The organism is Herbaspirillum sp. 1130, from assembly GCF_017833835.1.
GTDB lineage: Bacteria > Pseudomonadota > Gammaproteobacteria > Burkholderiales > Burkholderiaceae_D > Herbaspirillum > Herbaspirillum huttiense.
The window spans coordinates 584,926-607,498 of the sequence record NZ_JAFICQ010000005.1; the positions used below are offsets into that span (position 1 = coordinate 584,926).

Below are 22,573 nucleotides of genomic sequence, written 5' to 3' on the forward strand. Positions count from 1 at the left end.
CGGCCGAGCTGGTCCAACGGCTTTTACGGGCTGTTACATTCACGTCTTGCTTGTAACACTTGGGGCGTCCGCAGCCCTTTTTTTTCAGCCGGAAATGTTGTTGTTTTTCGCTTTCCGGCATTTTCTTCTCCGCAATGCCGTGAATGCCGCAGGACTTGCGGAAACAGTTTCCCGCAAGACAAAAAAGCCCGGAAACCCTGCTGCGGCGCGCGTAGCGGGCCGGTCACCCTTGTGCTAACTTGACCCCACAACTTGAAGACACCCGGTTCACAAGACTGAGGTGTTCCCGATTCCCGACAGATCAGCGTAACTGCACAGCGACAGGGTGCGGGGCATGACTGGCGGGAGCATGTGCAAGGCAAAAACAAGATTTTTGGCACGGAGACCACATGAACGCACCCCTACCCGCCGGGCAACGCCTGCTGCTGGACGATGTATCCCTGGACGACAAATATGCACTGGAGCGCGGCCGCGTCTTCATGACCGGCATTCAGGCGCTGATCCGCCTGCCGATGCTGCAGCGGCAATACGATGAACGCGCGGGCCTGAACACCGCCGGCTTCATCACGGGCTATCGCGGCTCCCCCCTGGGCTCGGTCGACCAGACCGCCGAGAAGGCGCGCAAATACCTGGAAGCCAAACAGGTCAAATTCCATCCCGGCATGAATGAAGACCTGGCCGCCACCAGTGTGTGGGGCACGCAGCAGGTCAATCTCTTCAAGGGCGCGCAATACGACGGCGTGTTCTCGCTGTGGTACGGCAAGGGCCCGGGGGTCGATCGTTGCGGCGATGTCTTCAAGCACGCCAACATGGCAGGCACCTCCAAACACGGCGGCGTGCTGGTGATCGCGGGCGATGACCACGCCGCCAAGTCCTCTACCGCCGCACACCAGAGCGAGCACATCCTCAAGGCCTGCGGCATTCCGGTGCTCTATCCGTCGTCGGTGCAGGAGTATCTCGACTACGGCCTGCATGGCTGGGCCATGAGCCGCTACACCGGCTTGTGGGTGGCAATGAAATGCGTGACCGACCTGGTCGAATCGGGCATGTCGGTGATGATCGATCCGGAGCGCGTGAAGATAGAGTTACCGGACTTCGAACTGCCGCCCGATGGTCTCAACATCCGCATGCCGGATACGGTGCTGGGCCAGGAAGCGCGCATGATCAACTACAAATGGTATGCCGCCCTCGCTTACGCACGTGCGAACAAGTTGAACCGCATTATCTGGGACAGTCCGCGTGCGCGCATCGGCATCATCACTGCCGGCAAGTCCTACCTCGATACGCGCCAGGCGCTGGAAGACCTGGGCATCGATGAACAGGTCGCCGCCGACATCGGCATCCGTCTCTACAAGGTCGGCATGACCTGGCCGCTGGAAGCCGAGGGCGTGCGTGAATTCGCGCAGGGTCTGGATGAGATTCTGGTGGTCGAGGAGAAGCGCCAGATTCTTGAATACCAGTTAAAGGAAGAACTCTACAACTGGCGCGACGATGTTCGACCCCGCGTGGTCGGCAAATTCGATGACACCGGAGAATGGAGCGGTTCGCAGCGCGAAGGCCATGGCAACTGGCTGCTGCCGGCCACCTATGAACTCAATCCGGCGCAGATCGCACGCGCGATTGCCACGCGCATCTCGCGCTACTTCGCCGGCCATCCGGTGGAGCAGCGTGTGCGCACCCGCGTGGCCTATCTCGAAGCCAAGGAAGCGGCCCTCAACATCAGCAGCAAGCCCGATCCCGACAAGGACCGCGTGCCGCATTTCTGCTCGGGCTGCCCGCACAACACCTCCACCAAATTGCCCGATGGCAGCCGTGGCCTGGCCGGTATCGGTTGCCATTACATGGTCACCTGGATGGACCGCGAGACCAGCCTCTTCACCCACATGGGCGGCGAGGGCGTGACCTGGGTGGGACAGGCGCCGTTCACGACGGAAAAACACGTCTTCGCCAACCTCGGTGATGGCACCTACTTCCATTCCGGCCTGCTTGCGGTGCGCGCCTCGGTCGCGGCGAAGGTCAATATCACGTACAAGATCCTGTACAACGATGCGGTGGCCATGACCGGTGGCCAGGAGTTCGATGGCCCGCTCGATCCAGCCATGATCTCGCGCCAGCTGGCGGCCGAAAACGTGCGGCCCATCATCGTGGTCACCGATGAGCCGGACAAATATCCGGCCGGCACCCAATGGGCCGAGGGCGTGACCATCCGCCATCGCAGCGAACTCGATGCCGTGCAGCGCGAACTGCGTGAACAGCCCGGTGTGTCGGCCATGATTTATGACCAGACCTGCGCTTCGGAAAAACGCCGTCGTCGGAAACGCAATGCCTATCCCGACCCGGCCAAGCGCGCCGTCATCAACGAGGCGGTGTGCGAAGGCTGCGGCGATTGCAGCGTGCAGTCCAATTGCCTGTCGGTGGAGCCGCTGGAAACCGAGTTCGGCCGCAAGCGCCAGATCAATCAGTCTTCCTGCAACAAGGACTATTCCTGCGTGAACGGCTTCTGCCCCAGCTTCGTGACGGTGGAAGGTGGCCAGCTGAAGAAGCCGGTACGCGCCAAGACGCAATCGGGTCCGGTCTTGCCGACACTGCCGGAACCGGTCCTGCCGGGGCTGGCCCAGCCTTATGGCATCGTGGTCACCGGCGTGGGCGGCACGGGCGTGATCACCATTGGCCAGATCATCGCCATGGCGGCTCACGTCGAAGGCCGCGCCTGCTCGGTGCTCGACATGAGCGGGCTGGCACAAAAGGGCGGGCCGGTGATGTCGCACGTGCGCGTGGCCGAGGACCCGGCGCACATCCAGTCCACCCGCGTGGGCACCGGCATGGCTGACCTGGTCATCGGCTGCGACGTCATCGTCACTGCAGGCCGCGATGCCCTCTCGCGCATGGGCGAGGGGCGTACCCATGCAGCGGTCAATTCGACGCAGATGCCCACTGCCGCGTTCGTCCGCAATCCGGACTGGCAATTCCCCACTGCCTCCAGCGAAGGCGAGATCGCCAAGGCCTGCGGCCGCGACAATCTTTCACTGATTGATGCCGGCCGCATTGCGACGGCGCTCATGGGCGATGCGATCGCGACCAACATGTTCATGCTCGGCTATGCCTGGCAAAAGGGCTGGGTACCGTTGTCGGAAGCGGCCCTGTTGCGCGCCATCGAACTCAACGCGCTGCAGGTGGATTTCAACAAGCAGGCCTTCGCCTGGGGCCGCGTGGCCGCGCACGATGTCGAGGTCGTATTGGCCGCCGCAGGCCGCAATGGCATGACGGCCCAGGTGATCGAATTCAAGCGCACGCCGACCCTGGATGAACTGGTGGAACGCCGCGTGGCCTTCCTCACCGATTACCAGAACGCCGCCTATGCGCGCAGCTATCGCGATGCCGTGGAAGAAGTGCGTGCGCGCGAGAGCACGCTGGGTGAGGCGGCACGCGGCTTCAAATTGAGCCGTGCGGTAGCGACCAGTCTCTTCAAGCTCATGGCCTACAAGGATGAGTACGAAGTCGCGCGCCTCTACACCGAGCCGGCCTTCCGCGCCAAGATCGCCGGCATGTTCGAGGGGAATTACAACCTGCGCTTCCACCTGGCCCCGCCGCTGCTGGCCAAGCGCGACGACAAGGGACACCTGCGCAAGCAGGCCTTCGGCAGCTGGATGATGCCAGCCTTCGGCGTGCTGGCCAAGCTGCGCTTCCTGCGGGGTACGGCCTTCGATCCTTTTGGCTACACCGATGAGCGCAGACAGGAGCGGGCGCTGATCAGCGAGTACCGTGCCACCCTGTCACGCCTGCTGGCAAAGCTCACGCCCGAGAACCTTGAACAGGTCGTCGCCGTGGCCCGCATTCCGGAAGAGATTCGCGGCTATGGCCACGTGAAGGAACGCCATCTGAAAGCGGCCATGCAAAAGCAGGCTACCTTGCTGGCGCAACTGGAACAGGGCGTCTCAAGCGGTCAGCCGCACTCGCCGCAAGGAGGCGGCAAGCGGGCGGCCTGAGAGAGCAGGAGGAAAGCCAGAAACGGTCAGCGGATCAGGCCAGGCGGCCGCCGCTGACCCGTTCAATACCGGCCAGGTCGCGCCAGCTCCGGACTTCCTTGAAGCCGGTGCCGGAGAGCAGTCCGCGCACCGCAGCGGCCTGGTCGTAACCATGCTCCATCAGCAGCCAGCCGCCGGGCAGCAGATGCGCCGGTGCGCCGTCGATGATGCTGCGCAGGTCGGTCAGGCCATCAGCGTGATCGGTGAGCGCATCGACCGGTTCGAAGCGCAGGTCGCCCTGGGAGAGATGCACATCCCCTGCGACGATATAAGGCGGGTTGGAGGCGATCACTGCAAAGCGCTGATCCTGGGGCAGGGCGGCGTACCAGTCGCTTTCCAGCAGCGTCACGCGGACCTGGTTGGCGGTGGCGTTTTCACGTGCGATGGCCAGTGCAGCAGCGCTGGCATCCAGTGCCGTCACTACCGCATCGGGCCGCGTATGGGCAATGGCGATGGCAATCGCCCCCGAACCGGTCCCCATGTCCAGCAGCGCCGCGCCTTGCGGCAATCTTTCCATGGCCAGTTCCACCAGCAGCTCGGTATCGGGCCGGGGGATCAACACATCCGGCGTGACGCGCAAGTCCAGTCCATAGAATTCGCGCTGGCCGATGATGTAGGCAATCGGCTCGCCACGCAGACGACGGGTGTAGAGGGCCGTGAGCGCCTCCGATTCAGCGGCATCGAGCCGCCGTTCGGATTGCGTGATCAGTTGCACGCGCGTCATGCGCAGCGCGTGGCACAGCAGGATGCGGTTCTCCAGCGGCTCCAGCGGCGCCGTCTTCAATACGGTGGCCAGCGTACAGCCGGCATAGCTGGAGAGCGGCTCCATCACTTCCAGATGGTGGTGCGCGGGGCGCGCTTGAACAGTTGCACGGCCAGCACCAGGGCCAGCACGCCGAACCAGATCAGCGACCAGGTCGGGATCTGCAGGCCGAACACCGGGGGCCAGGGGGCCGAGCAGAAGCCGTCGGCGGTGAACATCTGCGGCCACAGCTTGGCCGTGGGCAGCTGGTTGAGCGCCGTTTCCAGCGGATCGGTGGTGCAGGAGACACCCGGATGCGCCTTTACGTACAGATGCCAGATCGCGGTGCCGGCGCCAGCCAGCGCGGCCAGCAGGCCCAGGCCGGCGCTGCCGCGGCGGGCGGCTTCGGGCATCAGGGCACCGATCAGGGCGAAGGCACCGACCAGCACGAACATGTAGCGCTGGATGACGCACAGCGGGCAGGGCTGCATTTCTTCGACGATCTGCAGGTACATGGCAACGCCCAGCAGGGCAGCGCACACCAGCGCCACCAGCAGGAAAACCGCTTTGGATGATTTCATGGTTGAGGATTCAGAGATTCATTAATGGGGGAATGCGTCGGGGCAGTTCGATGGGCGGGACCACGCGGATGATCCGGCGGTTTTTTGCCATGACGCGATTGTAGAGAAGTCCGGGCCTGCGTGCATGCTGCCCGCGCAGGCAAAGGCACTCTGAACGGATCCCCCCGGCTTGGTTCCGTTGGCCTCAGTCGTCGCCCAGCTGGGCCAGCAGTTCAGCCTGGTGCTCGGTGATGAGGGCATTGGTCAGTTCGTCCAGGTCGCCATCCATGATGAAATCGAGCTTGTAGAGCGTCAGGTTGATGCGGTGGTCGGTCATGCGCCCCTGCGGGAAGTTGTAGGTGCGGATGCGCTCGCTGCGGTCGCCCGAGCCGATCAAGGACTTGCGGGTGGCGGCTTCCTTGGATTGCTGCTCGCGCAATTGCACGTCCTTGATCCGTGCTGCCAGCACTTTCATGGCCTGCGCCTTGTTCTTGTGCTGGCTGCGGTCGTCCTGGCATTCCACCACGATGCCGGTCGGCAAGTGCGTGATGCGCACCGCCGAATCGGTCTTGTTGATGTGCTGCCCACCAGCCCCGGAGGCGCGATAGGTGTCGATGCGCAGGTCGGCCGGGTTGATGTCCACATCCTCGACTTCATCGGCTTCAGGCATCACGGCCACCGTGCAGGCGGAGGTGTGGATGCGGCCCTGGGTCTCGGTGGCCGGCACGCGTTGCACGCGGTGGCCGCCGGATTCGAACTTCAGGCGCGAGTAGGCGCCGAAGCCGGCGATGCGGGCGATGACTTCCTTGTAGCCACCCAGTTCCGATTCCGAGGCCGAGACGATCTCCACCTGCCAGCGCTGGCGTTCTGCATAGCGGGTGTACATGCGCAGCAGGTCGCCGGCGAACAGGGCTGATTCGTCACCTCCGGTTCCGGCGCGGATTTCCAGGAAGATGTTTCGTTCATCATTGGGATCCTTGGGCAGCAGCATCTTCTGCAGATCCAGCTCCAGCGCCTCCATGCGGGCCTTGGCGCCATCGATTTCTTCCTGGGCGAAAGCTTTCATGTCGGGGTCTGACAGCAGCTCGCCGGCGGTGCGGATATCTTCACTGGCCTGCACATAGTCGTGGTACAGCGCCACCAGCGGGCCCAGTTCGGCGTGTTCGCGGGTCATCTTGCGGAAGTTGTCCATGCTGGACGTGGCATCTTCCTGGGCCAGCAGGCTGTTGAGCTCTTCCAGCCGTTCGGCGAGCTGGTCGAGTTTGGCGAGCATTGAGGGTTTCATGAGGTCGGGAAGTCAGTATCGGTCAGCAATGAGGGGGACGACGGCAGCCGTCGGCGACGGCGCGAGGGTGCCAGCCGCAGGCAGCGGCCAGCGCGGCGGGAGAGGCGCTAACGCTTGGCGCGGAACAGTTGCGGCAGCAGCGAGACCAGCTGGCTGCGCTGTTCACCCTGGGCGTGGTGCAGGGCCTGTTGCGGGCCGTGCAGGAACTTGGCGGTCAGGCCCTTGGAGAGGGCGTCCAGCACCGCTTCCACATCCTCGCCCTTGGCCAGCATGCGGCGTGCGCGGTCCAGTTCGGCCAGGCGCAGGGCCTCGCCGGTTTCGTGCAGGTCCTGGATCAGCGGCACCATGGCGCGGCTGTCGATCCAGTGCATGAAGGATTGCACCCGGGTTTCGATGATGGCTTCGGCCTGCGCGACCGCAGCCTGGCGGTTTTCGACGCCGCTTTGCACCACCGAGGCCAGGTCGTCCACGGTGTAGAGGAAAACGTCATCCAGGCGGCCGACTTCGGCCTCGATATCGCGCGGCACGGCCAGGTCGACCATGAAGATGGGTTTGTGGCGGCGTGCCTTGACGGCCCGTTCCACCAGCCCCAGGCCGATGATGGGCAGCTGCGAGGCGGTACAGGAGACCACGATGTCGAAGTTGGCCAGCTGCGCCGGCAGGTCGGCCAGGCGGATGGCACGGCCGCTGAAGCGATGGGCCAGGGTTTCGCCGCGCTCCATGGTGCGGTTGGCCACCGTCAGGGTCTTGGGATTCTGGGCCGCGAAGTGCGTGGCGCACAGTTCGATCATCTCGCCCGCGCCGATGAAGAGCACGTTCTGGCCGGAGATCGAATCGAAGATGCGCTGCGACAGGCGCACGGCAGCGGCGGCCATCGAGACGCTGTGCGCGCCGATTTCGGTGGTGCTGCGCACTTCCTTGGCCACCGCGAAGGTGCGCTGGAACAGCTGGTGCAGATAGGTGCCCAGGCCACCGGCGGCATCGGCCTGGCGCACTGCATCCTTCATCTGGCCCAGGATCTGCGGTTCGCCCAGTACCATCGAGTCCAGCCCGGAGGCGACGCGGAAGGCATGGCGCACGGCATTGTCCTGCGGCAGCGAATAGAGGTAGGGACGCAGGTCGGCGTAGGGAATGTGGTGATACTCGGCCAGGAACTGCGCGGTACGGTCGATGGCGAATTCCACCCCGTCTTGCCCGGCGGCCGCAGCCGCATACAGCTCGGTGCGATTGCAGGTGGAAAGGATGGCGGCTTCGCCCGCGGCCACGATCTTGTCATTGCCGCCAAACCACGCACGCGCGGACGCCACCGCCTGACCGATCTGGTCAGCGGGGAATGCCACTTTCTCGCGCAGCGAGACCGGCGCGGTAGTGTGGTTGAGTCCGACGGCGAGCAAATGCATGGAGGAATCGACTATAAGGCAGCAGTGCCGATGAGCTGGGAAATTGCACTTCTATGGCTGTGAAACTGAATGAAAAGCGTACGAAACAATGCAATTCGTACAAAATCAGACAGATTCGGCCCCGGTTTTGGGAATAATTATACTCTTTGCCCACTGTCGGGTTGGGGCGCCCCCTGATAATCGGTATATGTCCCTGACATGGATCAGGCTTGGCGCAGATGGCCGGGGTGCCGATGCAACACTCTCCGGCTGGCCTGCGCGAAGGCTCCCGGGGTGTTATTCCAGCCGCTCCAGCTGGTAGCCGTAGCCATAGACGGTGGCCAGCTGGTAGCCATTGCCGGGATGCAGCTTGAGCTTGGTGCGGATGCGCGAGACGTGGGTATCGATGGTGCGGGTCGGGGTTTCCGGCTCGGCCCCCCAGATGCGTTCCTGCAGGAAGGCGCGCGACAGCGGGCGTCCCAGGTGCTGCATGAACAGCAGCGCCAGTTCGACTTCCTTGCGGGTGAGCGTGGCATCCAGGCCGGGCCGCTCGGGATGGGTGATGCGCAGGCGCGCCAGGTCGACCATGAAGCCGCCGGCTTCCACCACGCTGGGCGGGGCTTCGTAGGGCTGCGCGGCCAGCAGCAGCAAGTCCAGCCGCAGGGCCAGTTCCTGGCGGTCCACCGGCTTGACCAGGAAATCATCGGCCCCCGCCATGCGCAGGTTGCGCAGCCAGTGCTGATGAGCCGGCGTGCACAGCAGCAACACCACCGGCCGCGCCTTGGAGGCCGCCGGCGGACGGTGCTGCTGGACCAGCATGGTGACCGCATGCTGATGCCGCTGCAGGTCGTCCAGATCCAGCACGACCAGGTTGGCGCGGTCGGCACAGGCGGCGGCAAAGCCTTCGACGCCGCTGTAGACCTGGCAGTCATGGCGATCGGCCAGCTGCGTGACCAGGGTCACGGTATCGGCGTCTTTGGAAAGGATCCCGATTTTCATTGCATCAGTTCAGGGCAGCAGTAAAAGGCAGTCAACGCGCAGGGCCCGGGTGTGGTGGACCGTATTGGCAAAAAGGGCAGCCGAAGCTGCCCTTTTCTTCATGCAGAGTGCGGTATGTGCGCTCAAGCAGCCGGAACGTCGCTGTCAGGCAGCACCACGTTCACATCCAGCACTTCCAGGTTGCCCTGGCGGTCCAGCGAGATCTTGATGTCGTCGGCGTTGACCTTGGTGTACTTGGAGATGACCTCGATGAGTTCCTTGTGCAGGGCCGGCAGGAAGTCCGGGCCCTGGCGGCCGTTGGAACGCTCGCGGGCGATGATGATCTGCAGCCGCTCCTTCGCCGCCACCGCACTTTTGGGCTTGCTGGGGAACAGGAAAGAAAGCAGGGACATGTCACTTACCTCCGAAGATGCGCTGCAGGAAGCCCGGCTTTTCGTAGGTGGTGAAACGCAGCTCGACGGTCTCGCCGAGGAAGCGCGACACCACGTCCTGGTAGGCCTGGGCCACGTCGCTGTCCTTCATGTGGATGGCGGGGGAGCCCTGGTTGGAGGCCTGCAGCACGGTTTCCGATTCGGGGATGATGCCGATCAGGGGAATGCGCAGGATTTCCTGCACGTCGGTATAGGACAGCATCTCGCCGTCTTCCACGCGCTTGGGCGAATAGCGGGTGATGAGCAGGTGTTCCTTGACCGGCTCGCCGCCCGAGGAGGCACGGCGCGACTTGGCCTGGATGATGCCGAGGATGCGGTCCGAGTCACGCACCGACGACACTTCCGGGTTGGAGACCACCACGGCTTCGTCGGCGAAGGTCAGTGCCATCACCGCACCGTGCTCGATGCCGGCCGGGGAGTCGCAGATGATGTATTCGAAGTCCATCTTGGAGAGGTCGTTGAGGACACGCTCCACGCCTTCTTCGGTCAGGGCGTCCTTGTCGCGGGTTTGCGAGGCCGGCAGGATGAACAGGTTGTCGCAGTGCTTGTCCTTGATCAGGGCCTGGTTCAGGGTGGCTTCCTTGTTGATCACGTTGATCAGGTCGTAGACCACGCGGCGCTCGCAGCCCATGATCAGGTCCAGGTTGCGCAGACCGACGTCGAAGTCGATCACGGCCGTCTTGTGGCCGCGCATGGCCAGGCCCGATGCGAAACTGGCGCTGGACGTCGTTTTGCCGACGCCGCCCTTACCCGAAGTCACAACGATGATTTTTGCCACGAAAAACTCCTTAAGAAGAACAGTACGCCGGCGGTTCCGGCTGGATTCGTTTAAATGATTTACGCCGCAGCCTTACGATGCCGCCATTGGCAGCACGTCGATGCGTTCGCCCTGCAGGCGCACCTGCACCTGCTTGCCGGCGAGTTCGGGCGCATGACCGTTCTCGAAGGTCCGATAGACCCCCGCAATGGAAACCAGTTCCGCTTCCAGTGAAGCGGCGAAGATGCGCGCGGTCGTATTGCCCGAGGCACCGGCCAGGGCACGGCCGCGCAGCGGTGCATAGACGTGGATGCAGCCATCGGCGATCAGCTCGGCACCGTTGTTGACCACGGCCAGCACCACCAGGTCGGCACCGCGCGCATAGATGCGCTGGCCGGCGCGCACCGGGGTATCGATCACCACGGTGTTGGCCACCGGGGCCGGGGCGGACTGGGGAGCGGGCGCAGCGGGAGCGGCCGGTGCTGCGGGGGCGGCTACCGGTGTCGGCGCCGGCTCGGCTTGCTGGGCTGCCGCCTCCTGCGCACGTGCATTGGCGGTGCCGGCACCGGCCACGGCCGAGTTGTCGATGGCCAGGCCCTGGGCGACGATGCCGCCGTGTAACTCTTCCGGCGCATTGCGCACGGCCACGGTATTCAAGCGGAAGCGCTTGAACAGGGCCACCACGGCGCTCCAGTCGATGGCCGCAGCGGCCGCCGCATCCAGGGTGCCGATGTCCAGTACCGCGAATTCGTCTTCGAAGAAATCGGCGACGCCGCCAGTCATTTCCTTCAGGGCTTTTTCCAGCGAAGTCGGATCGGTTTCATGCAGGATTGCCGAAATGGCAACTACAGTGGAAATTTTGATTTCGATCGGTTTGCGCGTTTTTTGCATAAATCCTGTAGTTCAATGCGGCGGAAAGTGAAGGAAAATGCAGGCTTTCCACCCGGTTTGGCTGTGCATTATACAGGCTGGATGCGGCTGCGATAGCGGTGGAGCGGGGGTTTTCGGCGAGCCGATAGTAAGGCGGCCAAGACTGTTCGGAGATTCGGCAAAAGTTGCAGCCGTGAAGATTTCTGAGAGAAAAGTAACCCGGCGAAAGCGCACTTTGCCAAAAAAAAGCCGCCGGCACCTCGCGATGTCAGCGGTCTTCATCAAGCTTGTCCCGGCGCCTGACAGCAGCGCCGGGTGAGGAAACCGGCAATCAGCCCGGTACCTTGCCGTCCACGCCCTCGACGTAGAATTTGATGCCATGCAGGAAGCCGTCATCGGCCACGGCGTCCTTGCCCAGCACTTCCTTGCCGGCGTTGTCCTTGAACGGACCCTTCCAGATCGGCGCCGAGCCGTCGACGATGCCCTTCTTGCGCTCTTCCACCAGCGACTTCACGTCGGCCGGCAGTTCAGGATTGAAGGCGGCCAGGTCGATGCCGTTTTCCTTCAGGCCGATCCAGCTGGTGCTGCTCTTCCACGAGCCATCCAGCACGGCTTGCACGCGCGCCGTGTAATACACGCCCCAGTTGATGATGGAAGCAGCCAGGTGGGCCTTGGGGCCGAAGCTGGTCATGTCGCTGTCCCAGCCGAAGGCATACACACCCTTTTCCTGCGCGGTCTGCACCACGGCCGCGGAGTCGGTGTTCTGCATCAGCACATCCACGCCCTGGCCGATCAGGGTGGTGGCGGCTTCACGTTCCTTGCCCGGATCGAACCACTTGTTGACCCACACCACGGCGGTGGTGGCCTTCGGATTGACCGAACGCGCACCCAGGGTGAAGGAGTCGATGTTGCGGATCACTTCAGGAATCGGCACCGAGGCCACCACGCCCAGCTTGCCGGACTTGCTCATCTTGCCCGCGACCACGCCGGCCAGGTAAGCGCCTTCATAGGTGCGCACGTCGTATTGCGCCAGGTTGTCGGCGGTCTTGAAGCCGGTGGCGTGTTCGAACTTCACATCCGGGAATTCCTTGGCGACCTTGAGCATCGCTTCCATGTAGCCGAAGGTGGTGCCGAAGATCAGCTTGTTGCCATCGGTGGCCAGCTGGCGGAAGACGCGCTCGGCATCCGCTGCGGATTCAGGAATGTTTTCCACGAAGGTGGTCTTGACCTTGTCGCCGAATTTTTCTTCGACCGCCTTGCGGCCCTTGTCATGCGCAAAGGTCCAGCCGGCGTCGCCCACCGGGCCGATGTAGACGAAGGCCACCTTCAGCGGATCAGCCGCCGGTGCCGCAGCAGCCGGCGCAGCAGCGGGCGCGGCGGCAGCGGGTTCTTCCTTCTTGCCGCAACCGATCAGGGTTGCTGCCGCCAGGGTGGCGAGCATCGTCAAGGATGCCCTGCGCGAAATCTTCATTGTGTTCTCCCTCAAGGTCAGTGGATAAATGCAGGTGCTGCTACAAAAACGGAATAAACGATTTAAACGATATAAACGGTATAAATAGTTCAGGAGGCGCCCGGACGGAACGGCTTGCCCAGCGAGGCCGGCATGTTCAGGCGGATCCAGTCTGGGTTGCGCGAGATCAGCGCCAGCACCACGATGGTGGCCAGGTACGGGGCCATCGACAGGATCTGCGAGGGCACCGTCACGCCCATGCCCTGCAGGTAGAACTGCGCGATTGTAACGCCGCCGAACAGCAGCGAACCCAGCAAGACCCGTGCCGGACGCCAGGTGGCGAAGGCGGTCAGGGCCAGCGCGATCCAGCCGCGTCCGGCCACCAGGCCTTCGACCCACATCGGGGTATAGACCAGCGACATGTAGGCACCCGCCAGGCCGCAGCAAGCACCGCCGAACAGCAGCGCCAGATAGCGGATGCCACGCACCGAATAGCCCAGCGCATGCGCCGATTCCGGCGACTCGCCCACGGCACGCAAGACCAGCCCGGCCCGTGTGCGATACAGGAACCAGATGCTGGCCAGGCACAGCGCGAAGGCCACATAGCTCATCCAGTGCTGGTGGAACAGCGCCTTGCCGAGGAAGGGAATATCACCCAGCAGCGGAATCGAATTCGGTTGCGCCGGCAGCGCCAGGCCGACGAAACGCTGGCCGACGAAGGCCGACAGGCCCGCGCCGAAGATCGACAGCGCCAGGCCGGTCGCGACCTGGTTGGTGGCCAGGCGCAGCGCCAGCCAGGCGAAGAGCGTGGCCATGAGCATGCCGCAGACGGCGCCGGCAACAAAGCCGAGCAGCGGGCTCTTGGTGGCATAGCCGACCGCAAAGCCGGCGATGGCCGCCACCAGCATCATGCCTTCGGCACCCAGGTTGAGCACGCCGGATCGTTCATTGATCAACAGCCCGATGGCCGCCAGCAGCAGGGGCGTGCCGGCATTGATGGAGGCTGCGATGAGAGGAGCGAGTTGTTCCATGTCCTGTCCTGATTCCTTAGACTTTCTTTTTCCACGCCAGGCGGTAATCGATGAGCGTATCGCAGGCCAGCAGCAGGAACAGCAGCATGCCCTGGAATACGCCCGTGATGGCCGAAGGCAGGCCCAGGCGCGACTGCGCCAGCTCGCCGCCCAGGTACAGCAGCGACATGATCAGCCCGCCCAGGATGGCACCCACCGGATGCAGGCGGCCGATGAAGGCCACGATGATGGCGGCGAAACCATAGCCCGGCGACACCGACGGCAACAGCTGCCCGATCGGACCGGCGATCTCGAAGGCCCCGGCCAGTCCGGCGAAGGCTCCCGAGATCAGCAGCGAGACCCACAAGGCCGACCGTGCCGAGAAGCCCGCATAGCGCGCCGCATGCGGTGCCACGCCACCGACCATGAGCGAGAAACCGCGCAGGCTGCGCATCATGAAGATGGCCATCAGGATGGCCGCGACGATGGCCACCGCAAAGCCGATATGCAGGCGCGTGCCCGACATCAGCATGGGCAGCATGAATTCGCCGGAGAACACCTTCGACTGCGGGAAGTTCATGCCATTGGGATCCTTCAGCGGACCATTGACGGCCCACATCAGCAGCAGCTGCGCCACATAGGTCAGCATCAGCGAGACCAGGATTTCATTGGCATTGAACTGGTCGCGCAGGTAAGCCGTGATGGCCGCCCACAAGGCACCGCCGATGACGCCGGCCACGATCATGAGCACCAGCCCCATGCCGCCGGAAATGCCGTGCCCCGGCACATCCAGCCACACCAGCATGGCGCCCGAGCAGAGCGCGCCGACCGTGAACTGGCCTTCGGCACCGATGTTCCAGATGCTGGCGCGGAAGCACACTGCCAGCCCCAGCGCGCACAGGATCAGCGGCACGGATTTGAGCAGCAGCTCGCTGATGGCGCGCTTGCCATTGAACGGGTCAACCAGGAACACCTTCAGGCCGGCCAGCGGATCCTTGCCCAGTGCCAGGAACAGCAGCGCCCCCAGGAAGAGGGTGGCGACGATGGCGATCACCGGCGACAGATAGGTCATGGTCTTGGACGGCGCACCGCGCAGTTCAAGCCGCAGCGGGAAGCTCATGCGTTCAGCCATGGCTCACCTCCGCCGCAGCGGCTGCCGGTTCGTCCCACAGGCCGCTCATCCACACGCCCACTTGTTCGCGCGTAGCCTGTTCGATGGGGATGGAGGGCGACAGACGCCCCTTGGCGATGACGTGCAGGCGATCACATAATGCGAACAATTCGTCAAGTTCTTCCGAGATCACCAGCACTGCACAACCTTCCTGTTTCAGTTTCAAGATTTCGCCGTGGATCTGGGCGGCGGCACCGACGTCCACCCCCCAGGTCGGCTGGGCCACCACGAAGACGGCGGGTTTGCGTTCCATTTCGCGGCCGACGATGAATTTCTGCAGGTTGCCGCCCGAGAGGCTCTTGGCCGGGGCATCCGGTCCGGCTGCCTTGACCTTGAAGCGTTCGATGATGGAGGCCGCAGCACGGCGCGTAAAACCGAAGTCGATCATGCCGCGCTTCACGTAGGGCGCTTTCTGGTGCGACAGCAGCATGTTGGCCGTAAGCGAAAGCCCAGGCACGGCACCGCGCCCCAGGCGTTCTTCCGGCACCAGGCCCAGGCCCGCCGCGCGGCGCGGATTGGGCGAGAGGTCGCCGACGGCCTTGCCGGCCAGCATGATCATGTTGGGCGCAGCGCGCTGGTCTTCGCCCGAGAGCGCCGCCAGCAATTCCTGCTGGCCATTGCCGGAGACCCCGGCGATACCGACGATTTCACCTGCGCGCACTTCGCATTCGATGTCTTTCAGTTCGGTGGCAAACAGATGCGCCTCGGGCAGCGAGAGACGATTGACGTGCAGCTTGCGTTCATTGCGCAGCGAATCGGGATTGCGTTCGCGCTGCAGGCGCACCAGTTCGTCGCCGATCATCATGCGTGAAAGGCTGGCGCTGCTCTCATTGCGCGGATCGCAGTTGCCGGTCACGCGGCCACCGCGCATGACGGTGGCGCTGTGGCACAGCGCGCGGATTTCGTCGAGCTTGTGGCTGATGTAGAGGATGCTGCAACCCTCGTCGGCCAGGCGGCGCAGGGTGACGAACAGTTTTTCCACCGCCTGGGGCGTGAGCACCGAGGTCGGCTCATCCAGGATCAGCAATTGCGGTTCGGTCAGCAGCGCGCGCACGATTTCCACGCGCTGGCGTTCACCGACCGACAGCGTATGCACGTGGCGCTGCGGTTCCAGTTCCAGTCCGTATTTTTCGCCGGTGCGGGTGATGCGTTCGGCCAGTTCCTTGAGGTCGGTCTTGGCATCCAGGCCCAGAGCGATGTTCTCGGTCACGGTCAGCGTATCGAACAGCGAGAAATGCTGGAACACCATCGCAATGCCCAGCTTGCGCGCCACCTGCGGATTGGCGATCTGCACGGTCTCGCCGTTCCAGCGCAGTTCGCCGGCATCCGGCTTGACCGCGCCGAAAATGATTTTCATCAGGGTGGACTTGCCCGCGCCGTTCTCCCCGAGCACGGCGTGGATCTCGCCGGGCGCCACCGCCAGGCTGACATCGTCATTGGCCAGCACGCCCGGGTAGGCCTTGCGCACATGGCTGATTTCAAGACGGAGTGGAACTGCGCTCACGTGATTTCCCTGTGGTGATGAATGTGGTCATGTCGAAATGCAACGCGGTCCGCGTGCCTGCGGCCGCCGCGAGCGCCCCTGCGGCTCGCACGCGCGACATCATAGACAAATTGCGCCGCGCCGCATACCGCTTTTGCCGGGTTTTGCGCCCCTGTTGCGGCGTTACGGCCCGATTTACCTCATTTTCCCCGATGCGCCCAGCCGGTGGTGCGTTTCTCGATGATGGCAAACAGTTCGTACATGGCCATGGCCATGGCCCCGATCACCACCAGTCCGGCAAAGGCCAGCGGCATCTTCATCGACGATCCGGCCGAGACCAGCAGGTAGCCGATGCCCTGGTTGGAGGCATTCATTTCCGACACGGTGGAGCCCACGAAGGCCAGCGTGATGGCCACCTTCAGGGAGGCAAAGAAATACGGCATCGAACGCGGCAGGCCGACCTTGAGCAGGATGTCCATGCGGCGCGCGCCCAGCACGCGCAAGACGTCTTCCAGCTCCGGTTCCAGCGTGGCCAGGCCGGTGGCGATGTTGACCATGATGGGGAAGAAGGAGATCAGGAAAGCCGTGAGGATGGCCGGCCCTGCGCCGATGCCGAACCAGACCACCAGCACCGGCACGAAGGCCGCCTTGGGCAGGGCATTGAAGGCCGTCATGAGCGGATAGGCGGCGGCATACAGCACGGGTGAAGATCCGATCACGAAGCCCAGCGTCACACCGACCGCCACGGCGATGGCGAAGCCCACCATGGTGACCCAAAAGGTCGAGAGGGCATGTTCGGTGATCGGGCCGGCGTAATCCACCATGGCCTGCAGGATGGAAGCGGGACTCGGAAAGATGAAGTCGGAGACCTGCCACACGCTGCAGATGAATTGCCACACGCCCAGGATGGCGAGCAGCAGGATCCAGGGCGCCAGCGTGGTGGCGGCGCGGTTGAGTTTGCCGTTGAACGGAGTTTTCATGAGTTTCCTTGGCCGGGCCGTGTGAGGGTCAGGTATTGCGCACGTGGCCGATGTGCTCGCGCAGTTCATGCACCAGCGCGTTGAAGCCGTCGGTATAGGTGGTTTCCAGCGGGCAGGGACGCGGCAGCGGGTTTTCCCGCCGCACCACGATGCGGCCCGGACGCTTGCTCATCACATAGATGGTGTCGGCCAGGAAGGCCGCCTCGCGCAGGTCGTGCGTGACCAGGATGACGTTGAAGCGGCGCTCGGCCCACAAGTCGCGCAGTACGCACCACAGTTCTTCGCGGGTGAATGCGTCGAGCGCGCCGAAGGGTTCATCCAGCAGCAGCATCTTGGGCTCATGAATCAGCGCGCGGCAGATCGAGGCGCGCTGCTGCATGCCGCCCGAGAGTTGCCACGGGAATTTGTCGGCATAGCCATCCAGGCCCACGGTCTTGAGCAGCTTGAGCGCACGCTCTGTGTACTCGGCCTTCTTCTGCTTGAACTCGCGCCGGTAGGGCTCGACGATCTCCAGCGGCAGCAGCACGTTTTCCAGCGTGGTGCGCCAGGGCAACAGGGTCGGGGCCTGGAAGGCCATGCCCACGAACTTGAGCGGCCCCGTGACCGTCTGGCCATTGATGACGACGCTGCCGCGATTGGGCTGCTTCAAGCCCGTGGCCAGCTTCATGAAGGTGGACTTGCCGCAGCCGGACGGCCCGACGATGGCGATGAATTCGCCAGCGCGGGTCTGCAGGTCGATGTCTTCCACCGCAAATTCGGCGGCGCCATCATAGGCCAGGTAGACGTGGCGGAAATCGACGAAGGGTTCGCTCATGAATGCTTCAGTCAAGGATGAATTTGGTAAACGATATAAATGATTTACTTGGGGAACACGTCCAGCTCGGCCTTGCTCGGCAGGAAGCTGCCATTCCAGATCTTGTCGGCGTTGACGCGGGTCTTGGTGCCGTAGGCGTCCGAGACTTGCGAGGCCATGAGCGTCAGGCGCGGGCTGTAGACCTGTCCGTAGCCTTCCGCCTTGGCGTGCGGCGTGGCGATGGCGCTGGCGATGGCCAGTTTCAGGCGGCGCAGTTCCAGCTTTTCATCGATGAGGCCATCGCGTTCCTTCAGGACCTTGATGGCGGCTTCCGGATTGGCCATCACATCGCGGCTGGCCTTGGCGAAGGCGCGCAGGAAGCCCTTGATGGCTTCCGGCTTCTGCTTGACCATGGTTTCGGAGGCGATGATGGTATTGCCGTACAGGCGCACGCCGTAGTCCGGGTACATCATCACGTTGATGTCTTCATCCTTGATGCCGCGCGCATTCAGGTTCAGGAGCGAGGTGAAATAGAAACCGGTGATGGCATCCACGTCGCCGCGTGCCAGCATGGTTTCGCGCAGCGGCGGGTCCATGCTGGTCCATTGCGCCTTGGTGGCATCGAGGCCATTGGCCTTGGCGAAGATCGGATAAGCGCGGCGGCCGGCGTCGAACACCGGTGCGCCCAGCTTCTTGCCGGCCAGGTCGGCGGGCTTCTTGATGCCGGATTTCTTGAGCGAGAACACCGCGGCCGGGGTGTCGTTGTAGACCATCATCACGGCCACCGGCTTGCCCGGGGCATCGGGATTGTTGGCGGTGAATTCCATCAGGGCGGCCATGTCGGCAAAGCCCATGTCATAGGTGCCGGAGGCCACGCGGTTGACCGCATTGCCGGAGCCGTTGCCGGCGTCGATGGTGACATCCAGCTTTTCCTGCGCGAAGTAGCCCTTGGACTTGGCCACCAGGAACAGGGCGGCCGGTCCTTCAAAGCGCCAGTCCAGCTGGAATTTGATTTTGGTGTCCTGGGCAAAGCTGGGCGAGGTCGACAGCAGGCCGAGCAGCAGCGCCGCCAGGCAACCGAGGAAGCGGAAATGACGCATGGGGAAATCTCCCGAAAAGCGATTGAAAAAAGAAGATGGAAACCGCAACGCGCGCGCTATTTGGTCGTGGAAACGATAGCGTTCAGAGTGCCGGCGGCGCGTTCCGGTAATGCGGTTCCCACCGAAGTACTGCCTCAAGATCACGCCACGGCTAGAAGGAGTCGCCGCGACGGCTACGACGCTTGTAAAACCTGCTGCACGATCACCGCATGACCGGAGTCCACGCCATCGGAAACGGGTGGCGCGTACTCCAGTTTGAACTTGCCGCAATTGCGGTGTGTTCAATATGCGGACATGCCGTTAGAAGCGATGGCGGATTCCCAGGCCGAACGATGCTGCATTGCTTTGGCTGGAGATCTTGTCGTTCATGACGATCGCGTACACGTCGGTGCGCTTGGACAGGAAGTAGTCGTAGCCGACTGAGGTGGTATTGCGCGACACGTCGCCGGTGGTCAGCAGATCGCCGGTGCGTTTGGTGCGAGCGATGGCGGCCAGGATGGAGCCATTGCCTACCGGGATCGACAGGCCTGCGCTCATTACCTTGTCCTTGGCTTGCGACGCGCCAGCGGTGGTGTCCTTGCTGGTCTGGTAGGTGCCGTACAGCTTGATCACCTGGAAGTCATAGGTCGCGCCGAGCATCCAGGTTTTCTGGCGATTGATGGAAGCGAAGGGGGTGGTGGCGTCAACGACAGCCGCACCGGAATTGGGGTTGCTGACCTGCGCATCGAAGTACAAGGCGGTCAGTGCCAGACCACCGTTGAAGTAGAGCGCGTTGACACCGATGTTCTTTTTGCCGTTATCGCCAGCCACTTCACCGAACTGATAGTGCAGGTTGGCTTGCAGGCCACCGAACTTCGGAGTGGTATAGATGACTTCGTTGCTCCAACCGCTGTCAGCTGCGTTTGCTTGGGGCCAGGTGCGCGCACCGAAACTTCCCGACGGGGTGTAGACGTGCAGTACCAGCGGTGAGAAGGTAAAGGAGTCGCCAAACGGGTTGAACAGCACGGTTGGCAGGAAGCTTGGTGCGAGACCGCGTCCCAGGGAGACTTTGCCGAACTCACCTGACAGGCCGATGTTGGCATCGCGCGAGAACAGGTTGTCTCCGGAGAAGCGGCCATAGGCACCGGTATCTGTCTGGAAGAACGAGGTCAGGGCAAATTCTGCCCTGAGACCGCCGCCCAGATCTTCAACACCCTTGAAGCCGATCCAGGAGGTGGTCATGCCGCCAGAACCGACCGAGGACTTGCTTCCGGTATCGCCACTGTTTTTCATGCTGCCGACGTAAGCGTCGACGAGGCCGCTGACAGTGACGGATGATTGCGCCATTGCACTGCCGGCCATCAGGCAGGCTGATAAAGCCAGTGCCAAACGAGTTTTCTTCATTGATCTCCCCTGTTGATAAAAAATGGGTGTCGGAAAGCTGATCCGACGATTTCACCGTGTTGCGCATGACAGGAGGTAATGCCGCTCTCCCGATCCACCTGCCGTGCGGGTTCAGCAACGCCAATTAGCAGATATCGTGCCAACCGGGTATTGCGGGCCGGGCGCTGATATTGGAGGGCGGGCGGGACTCATCAGCCCGGCCCCCTGCACAAGGGGAGAGGTGGTTCTGACTGAGGTTATTGTGAGGTGCGACAATCAATTGTCGTATGCGTCGGCAGTTGGCTTACATTTTGTTGACAATGTTTTCTGATCAATTGCAACAAGTTGGTGCCTTCGCTGCACTGATTTTGACGGCATGCACTAAAAAAACATGCTTGCCAGGCAGGCTGGCGATGGCCTTGATCTGATCGTGGAGGTATCGCCTGGGAGCGGGTTGACGCTTATCTGCAAAAAGCACTTTGGGCTATAACGATCGCCACATATTGTGAACAAAAAATATTGCTATTGTGCACAATCTGCGCTTGGATTCTCCAAGCGTCAGCTGGGCTGCTGTTGGTTTGGGTTGCTCGGTGGGATTAAGCCTGTTGGCAATCGGGATGCAGACTTGTTCGCAAGCGGACGTCGGTGTTTTTCTCATCCCGGCACCATTTATGCTTGAACCTTTGGCTGGGGCATTTTCGCCCTCCAGCCTTACTACTACATGAGGACGCATTTCTGACATGGAAGCCTACCTTCTCGATTGGCTCAATCTTCTGCTGCGCTGGCTGCACGTGATCACGGCGATTGCCTGGATCGGGTCTTCGTTCTATTTCGTCTGGCTGGACAACAGTCTGGTGGCACCGACCGATCCTGAGCTCAAGGAGAAGGGCGTCGGCGGGGAGCTGTGGGCGGTGCATGGCGGCGGTTTCTACAATCCGCAAAAGTATCTTCTTGCACCCAAGGTGTTGCCGGAGCATCTGCACTGGTTTTATTGGGAGTCCTACAGTACCTGGCTGTCGGGCTTTGCCTTGTTTTCGCTGTTGTATCTCTTCAATGCGAACGTCTTTTTGGTGGATCGCAATGTGTTCGATATGTCGGCGTCGATGGCGGGCGGGACGGCGATTGCCTTCCTGGTCTTCAACTGGCTGATCTATGACGCGATCTGCAGCACCATCGGGGATCGGCCGGGGGCGGATCGGCTGGTCAATATTCTGGTCGGGTTGCAGGTGATCGTTTCGGTTTGGGCAGCCTGCCATCTGTTTTCGGGGCGGGCGGCGTTCCTCATCAGCGGGGCTTCCCTTGCCACCATCATGAGCGCGAACGTGCTGGTGTGGATCATTCCGGGGCAGCGCAAGATGGTGGCCTCCATGCGCGCCGGGCAAGCACCCGATCCGATTCATGGCAAGCGCGGCAAGCAGCGTAGCGTCCACAATACTTACTTCACCTTGCCGGTGCTGTTTGCCATGCTGTCCAATCACTACAGCATGACTTACAGCGCGCCGCATAACTGGATTGTCTTGTTGTGCATCATGGCCGCTGGTGCCTTGATCCGGCAGTTCTTCGTGTTGCGGCACAAGGGGGTTTACAACTGGTGGTATCCGGGGATTGCTGTTGCACTGCTGCTGGCGGTGATCTTGTGGATGAGTCCTGCCATGCAGTCCAAGCCGGTGGCTGCTGTTGCTCCTTCTTCCTCTGCTGCTCCTGCTCCTGCTGGCGAAGCTGTGGCTGCAGGGTCGTTTGCCCAAGTCCAGCAAGTCATCCAGGCACGATGCATCCAGTGCCATGCCGCCAAACCTACCCTCATGCCTGTGCCCGGCAAAGGCGTGCTGCTCGATTCGCCTGAACATATCTCCCAGCACGCTCAGCAGATCTATCAACAGGCTGTCGTGCAGAAAGCCATGCCCTTAGGGAACATGACTCAGATCACCGACGATGAACGTGCCATCATCGGGAAGTGGTTCGAAAGCGGTGCTCCCGTTAAATGATGGTTTGATTGCTTGGTGGCTTGGCAGACTGCTTTTCTGGTTTTGTGGTTTGGGGTAGTCTGCACGGAAATCTTTCCTGCGCTCTAGCTTAATTATTTTCTCTCTCCGGTCGGAAGAACGCGCCGGGAGCGGCCCGGCAGCCGCTCACTTTTCTTGTCTCGCCAAGAAAAGTAAGCAAAAGAAGGCGACCC

Annotated in this window: 18 protein-coding genes; 2 read left to right on the top strand and 16 right to left on the bottom strand. The window is 62.5% G+C overall.

Annotated features, from left to right (window positions below; genetic code table 11):
* Positions 1-389: 389 nt before the first annotated feature.
* A complete protein-coding gene (locus tag JOD78_RS24150) occupies positions 390-3,986 on the top strand; it encodes an indolepyruvate ferredoxin oxidoreductase family protein (RefSeq protein ID WP_134136997.1) in 3,597 nt (1,198 codons plus the stop codon).
* Positions 3,987-4,020: 34 nt separating this feature from the next.
* On the opposite strand, the gene prmC is transcribed toward JOD78_RS24150, so the two are convergent.
* The 16 genes from prmC to JOD78_RS24230 form a co-directional block, all read right to left on the bottom strand.
* The gene (gene prmC, locus JOD78_RS24155; RefSeq protein ID WP_121040614.1) at positions 4,021-4,854 is read right to left on the bottom strand and encodes a peptide chain release factor N(5)-glutamine methyltransferase; all 834 of its coding nucleotides are present in this window, start codon (positions 4,852-4,854) and stop codon (positions 4,021-4,023) included.
* The gene (locus tag JOD78_RS24160; protein ID WP_034331943.1) at positions 4,854-5,348 is read right to left on the bottom strand and encodes a disulfide bond formation protein B; all 495 of its coding nucleotides are present in this window, start codon (positions 5,346-5,348) and stop codon (positions 4,854-4,856) included. Before JOD78_RS24160 ends, prmC begins: the two co-directional genes overlap by 1 nt.
* A 184-nt stretch (positions 5,349-5,532) precedes the next feature.
* The gene (gene prfA / locus JOD78_RS24165; RefSeq protein ID WP_034331945.1) at positions 5,533-6,612 is read right to left on the bottom strand and encodes a peptide chain release factor 1; all 1,080 of its coding nucleotides are present in this window, start codon (positions 6,610-6,612) and stop codon (positions 5,533-5,535) included.
* A 107-nt stretch (positions 6,613-6,719) separates the two neighbouring features.
* A complete protein-coding gene (gene hemA / locus JOD78_RS24170; protein ID WP_209569876.1) occupies positions 6,720-8,012 on the bottom strand; it encodes a glutamyl-tRNA reductase in 1,293 nt (430 codons plus the stop codon).
* A gap of 276 nt (positions 8,013-8,288) precedes the next feature.
* Complete coding sequence (locus JOD78_RS24175; protein ID WP_034340459.1) at positions 8,289-8,990, bottom strand: response regulator transcription factor; 702 nt, start codon at positions 8,988-8,990, stop codon at positions 8,289-8,291.
* Positions 8,991-9,112: 122 nt separating this feature from the next.
* Positions 9,113-9,382, bottom strand: coding sequence for a cell division topological specificity factor MinE (minE, locus tag JOD78_RS24180; RefSeq protein WP_006465131.1), 270 nt, complete (start codon positions 9,380-9,382; stop codon positions 9,113-9,115).
* Between the two features lies 1 nt (position 9,383).
* Positions 9,384-10,199 carry a septum site-determining protein MinD gene (gene minD / locus JOD78_RS24185; protein WP_039783678.1) on the bottom strand — a complete coding sequence of 272 codons (816 nt, stop codon included), beginning with the start codon at positions 10,197-10,199 and terminating at the stop codon, positions 9,384-9,386.
* A 72-nt stretch (positions 10,200-10,271) separates the two neighbouring features.
* Complete coding sequence (minC, locus tag JOD78_RS24190) at positions 10,272-11,069, bottom strand: septum site-determining protein MinC (RefSeq protein WP_121040610.1); 798 nt, start codon at positions 11,067-11,069, stop codon at positions 10,272-10,274.
* Between the two features lie 310 nt (positions 11,070-11,379).
* Positions 11,380-12,519 carry a BMP family ABC transporter substrate-binding protein gene (locus tag JOD78_RS24195; protein ID WP_209569874.1) on the bottom strand — a complete coding sequence of 380 codons (1,140 nt, stop codon included), beginning with the start codon at positions 12,517-12,519 and terminating at the stop codon, positions 11,380-11,382.
* Positions 12,520-12,608: 89 nt separating this feature from the next.
* Complete coding sequence (locus JOD78_RS24200) at positions 12,609-13,529, bottom strand: ABC transporter permease (RefSeq protein ID WP_034332726.1); 921 nt, start codon at positions 13,527-13,529, stop codon at positions 12,609-12,611.
* 16 nt (positions 13,530-13,545) lie between these two features.
* Complete coding sequence (locus JOD78_RS24205) at positions 13,546-14,640, bottom strand: ABC transporter permease (RefSeq protein WP_034332725.1); 1,095 nt, start codon at positions 14,638-14,640, stop codon at positions 13,546-13,548.
* Positions 14,633-16,183 carry an ABC transporter ATP-binding protein gene (locus JOD78_RS24210; protein WP_209569872.1) on the bottom strand — a complete coding sequence of 517 codons (1,551 nt, stop codon included), beginning with the start codon at positions 16,181-16,183 and terminating at the stop codon, positions 14,633-14,635. The genes JOD78_RS24205 and JOD78_RS24210 overlap by 8 nt, the downstream gene beginning before the upstream one ends.
* Before the next feature lie 179 nt (positions 16,184-16,362).
* The gene (locus JOD78_RS24215; protein WP_051057499.1) at positions 16,363-17,142 is read right to left on the bottom strand and encodes an ABC transporter permease; all 780 of its coding nucleotides are present in this window, start codon (positions 17,140-17,142) and stop codon (positions 16,363-16,365) included.
* A 28-nt stretch (positions 17,143-17,170) separates the two neighbouring features.
* Complete coding sequence (locus JOD78_RS24220) at positions 17,171-17,956, bottom strand: ABC transporter ATP-binding protein (protein WP_034332722.1); 786 nt, start codon at positions 17,954-17,956, stop codon at positions 17,171-17,173.
* A 44-nt stretch (positions 17,957-18,000) separates the two neighbouring features.
* A complete protein-coding gene (locus tag JOD78_RS24225) occupies positions 18,001-19,035 on the bottom strand; it encodes an ABC transporter substrate-binding protein (RefSeq protein WP_209569871.1) in 1,035 nt (344 codons plus the stop codon).
* Between the two features lie 300 nt (positions 19,036-19,335).
* Positions 19,336-20,418 (bottom strand): porin, encoded by a 1,083-nt coding sequence (locus JOD78_RS24230; RefSeq protein ID WP_121040605.1) that lies wholly within the window; start codon positions 20,416-20,418, stop codon positions 19,336-19,338.
* 719 nt (positions 20,419-21,137) lie between these two features.
* Here JOD78_RS24230 and JOD78_RS24235 point away from each other — a divergent pair.
* On the top strand, positions 21,138-22,382 hold the full coding sequence (locus tag JOD78_RS24235; RefSeq protein WP_121040603.1) for a urate hydroxylase PuuD: 1,245 nt from the start codon (positions 21,138-21,140) through the stop codon (positions 22,380-22,382).
* Positions 22,383-22,573: the final 191 nt, after the last annotated feature.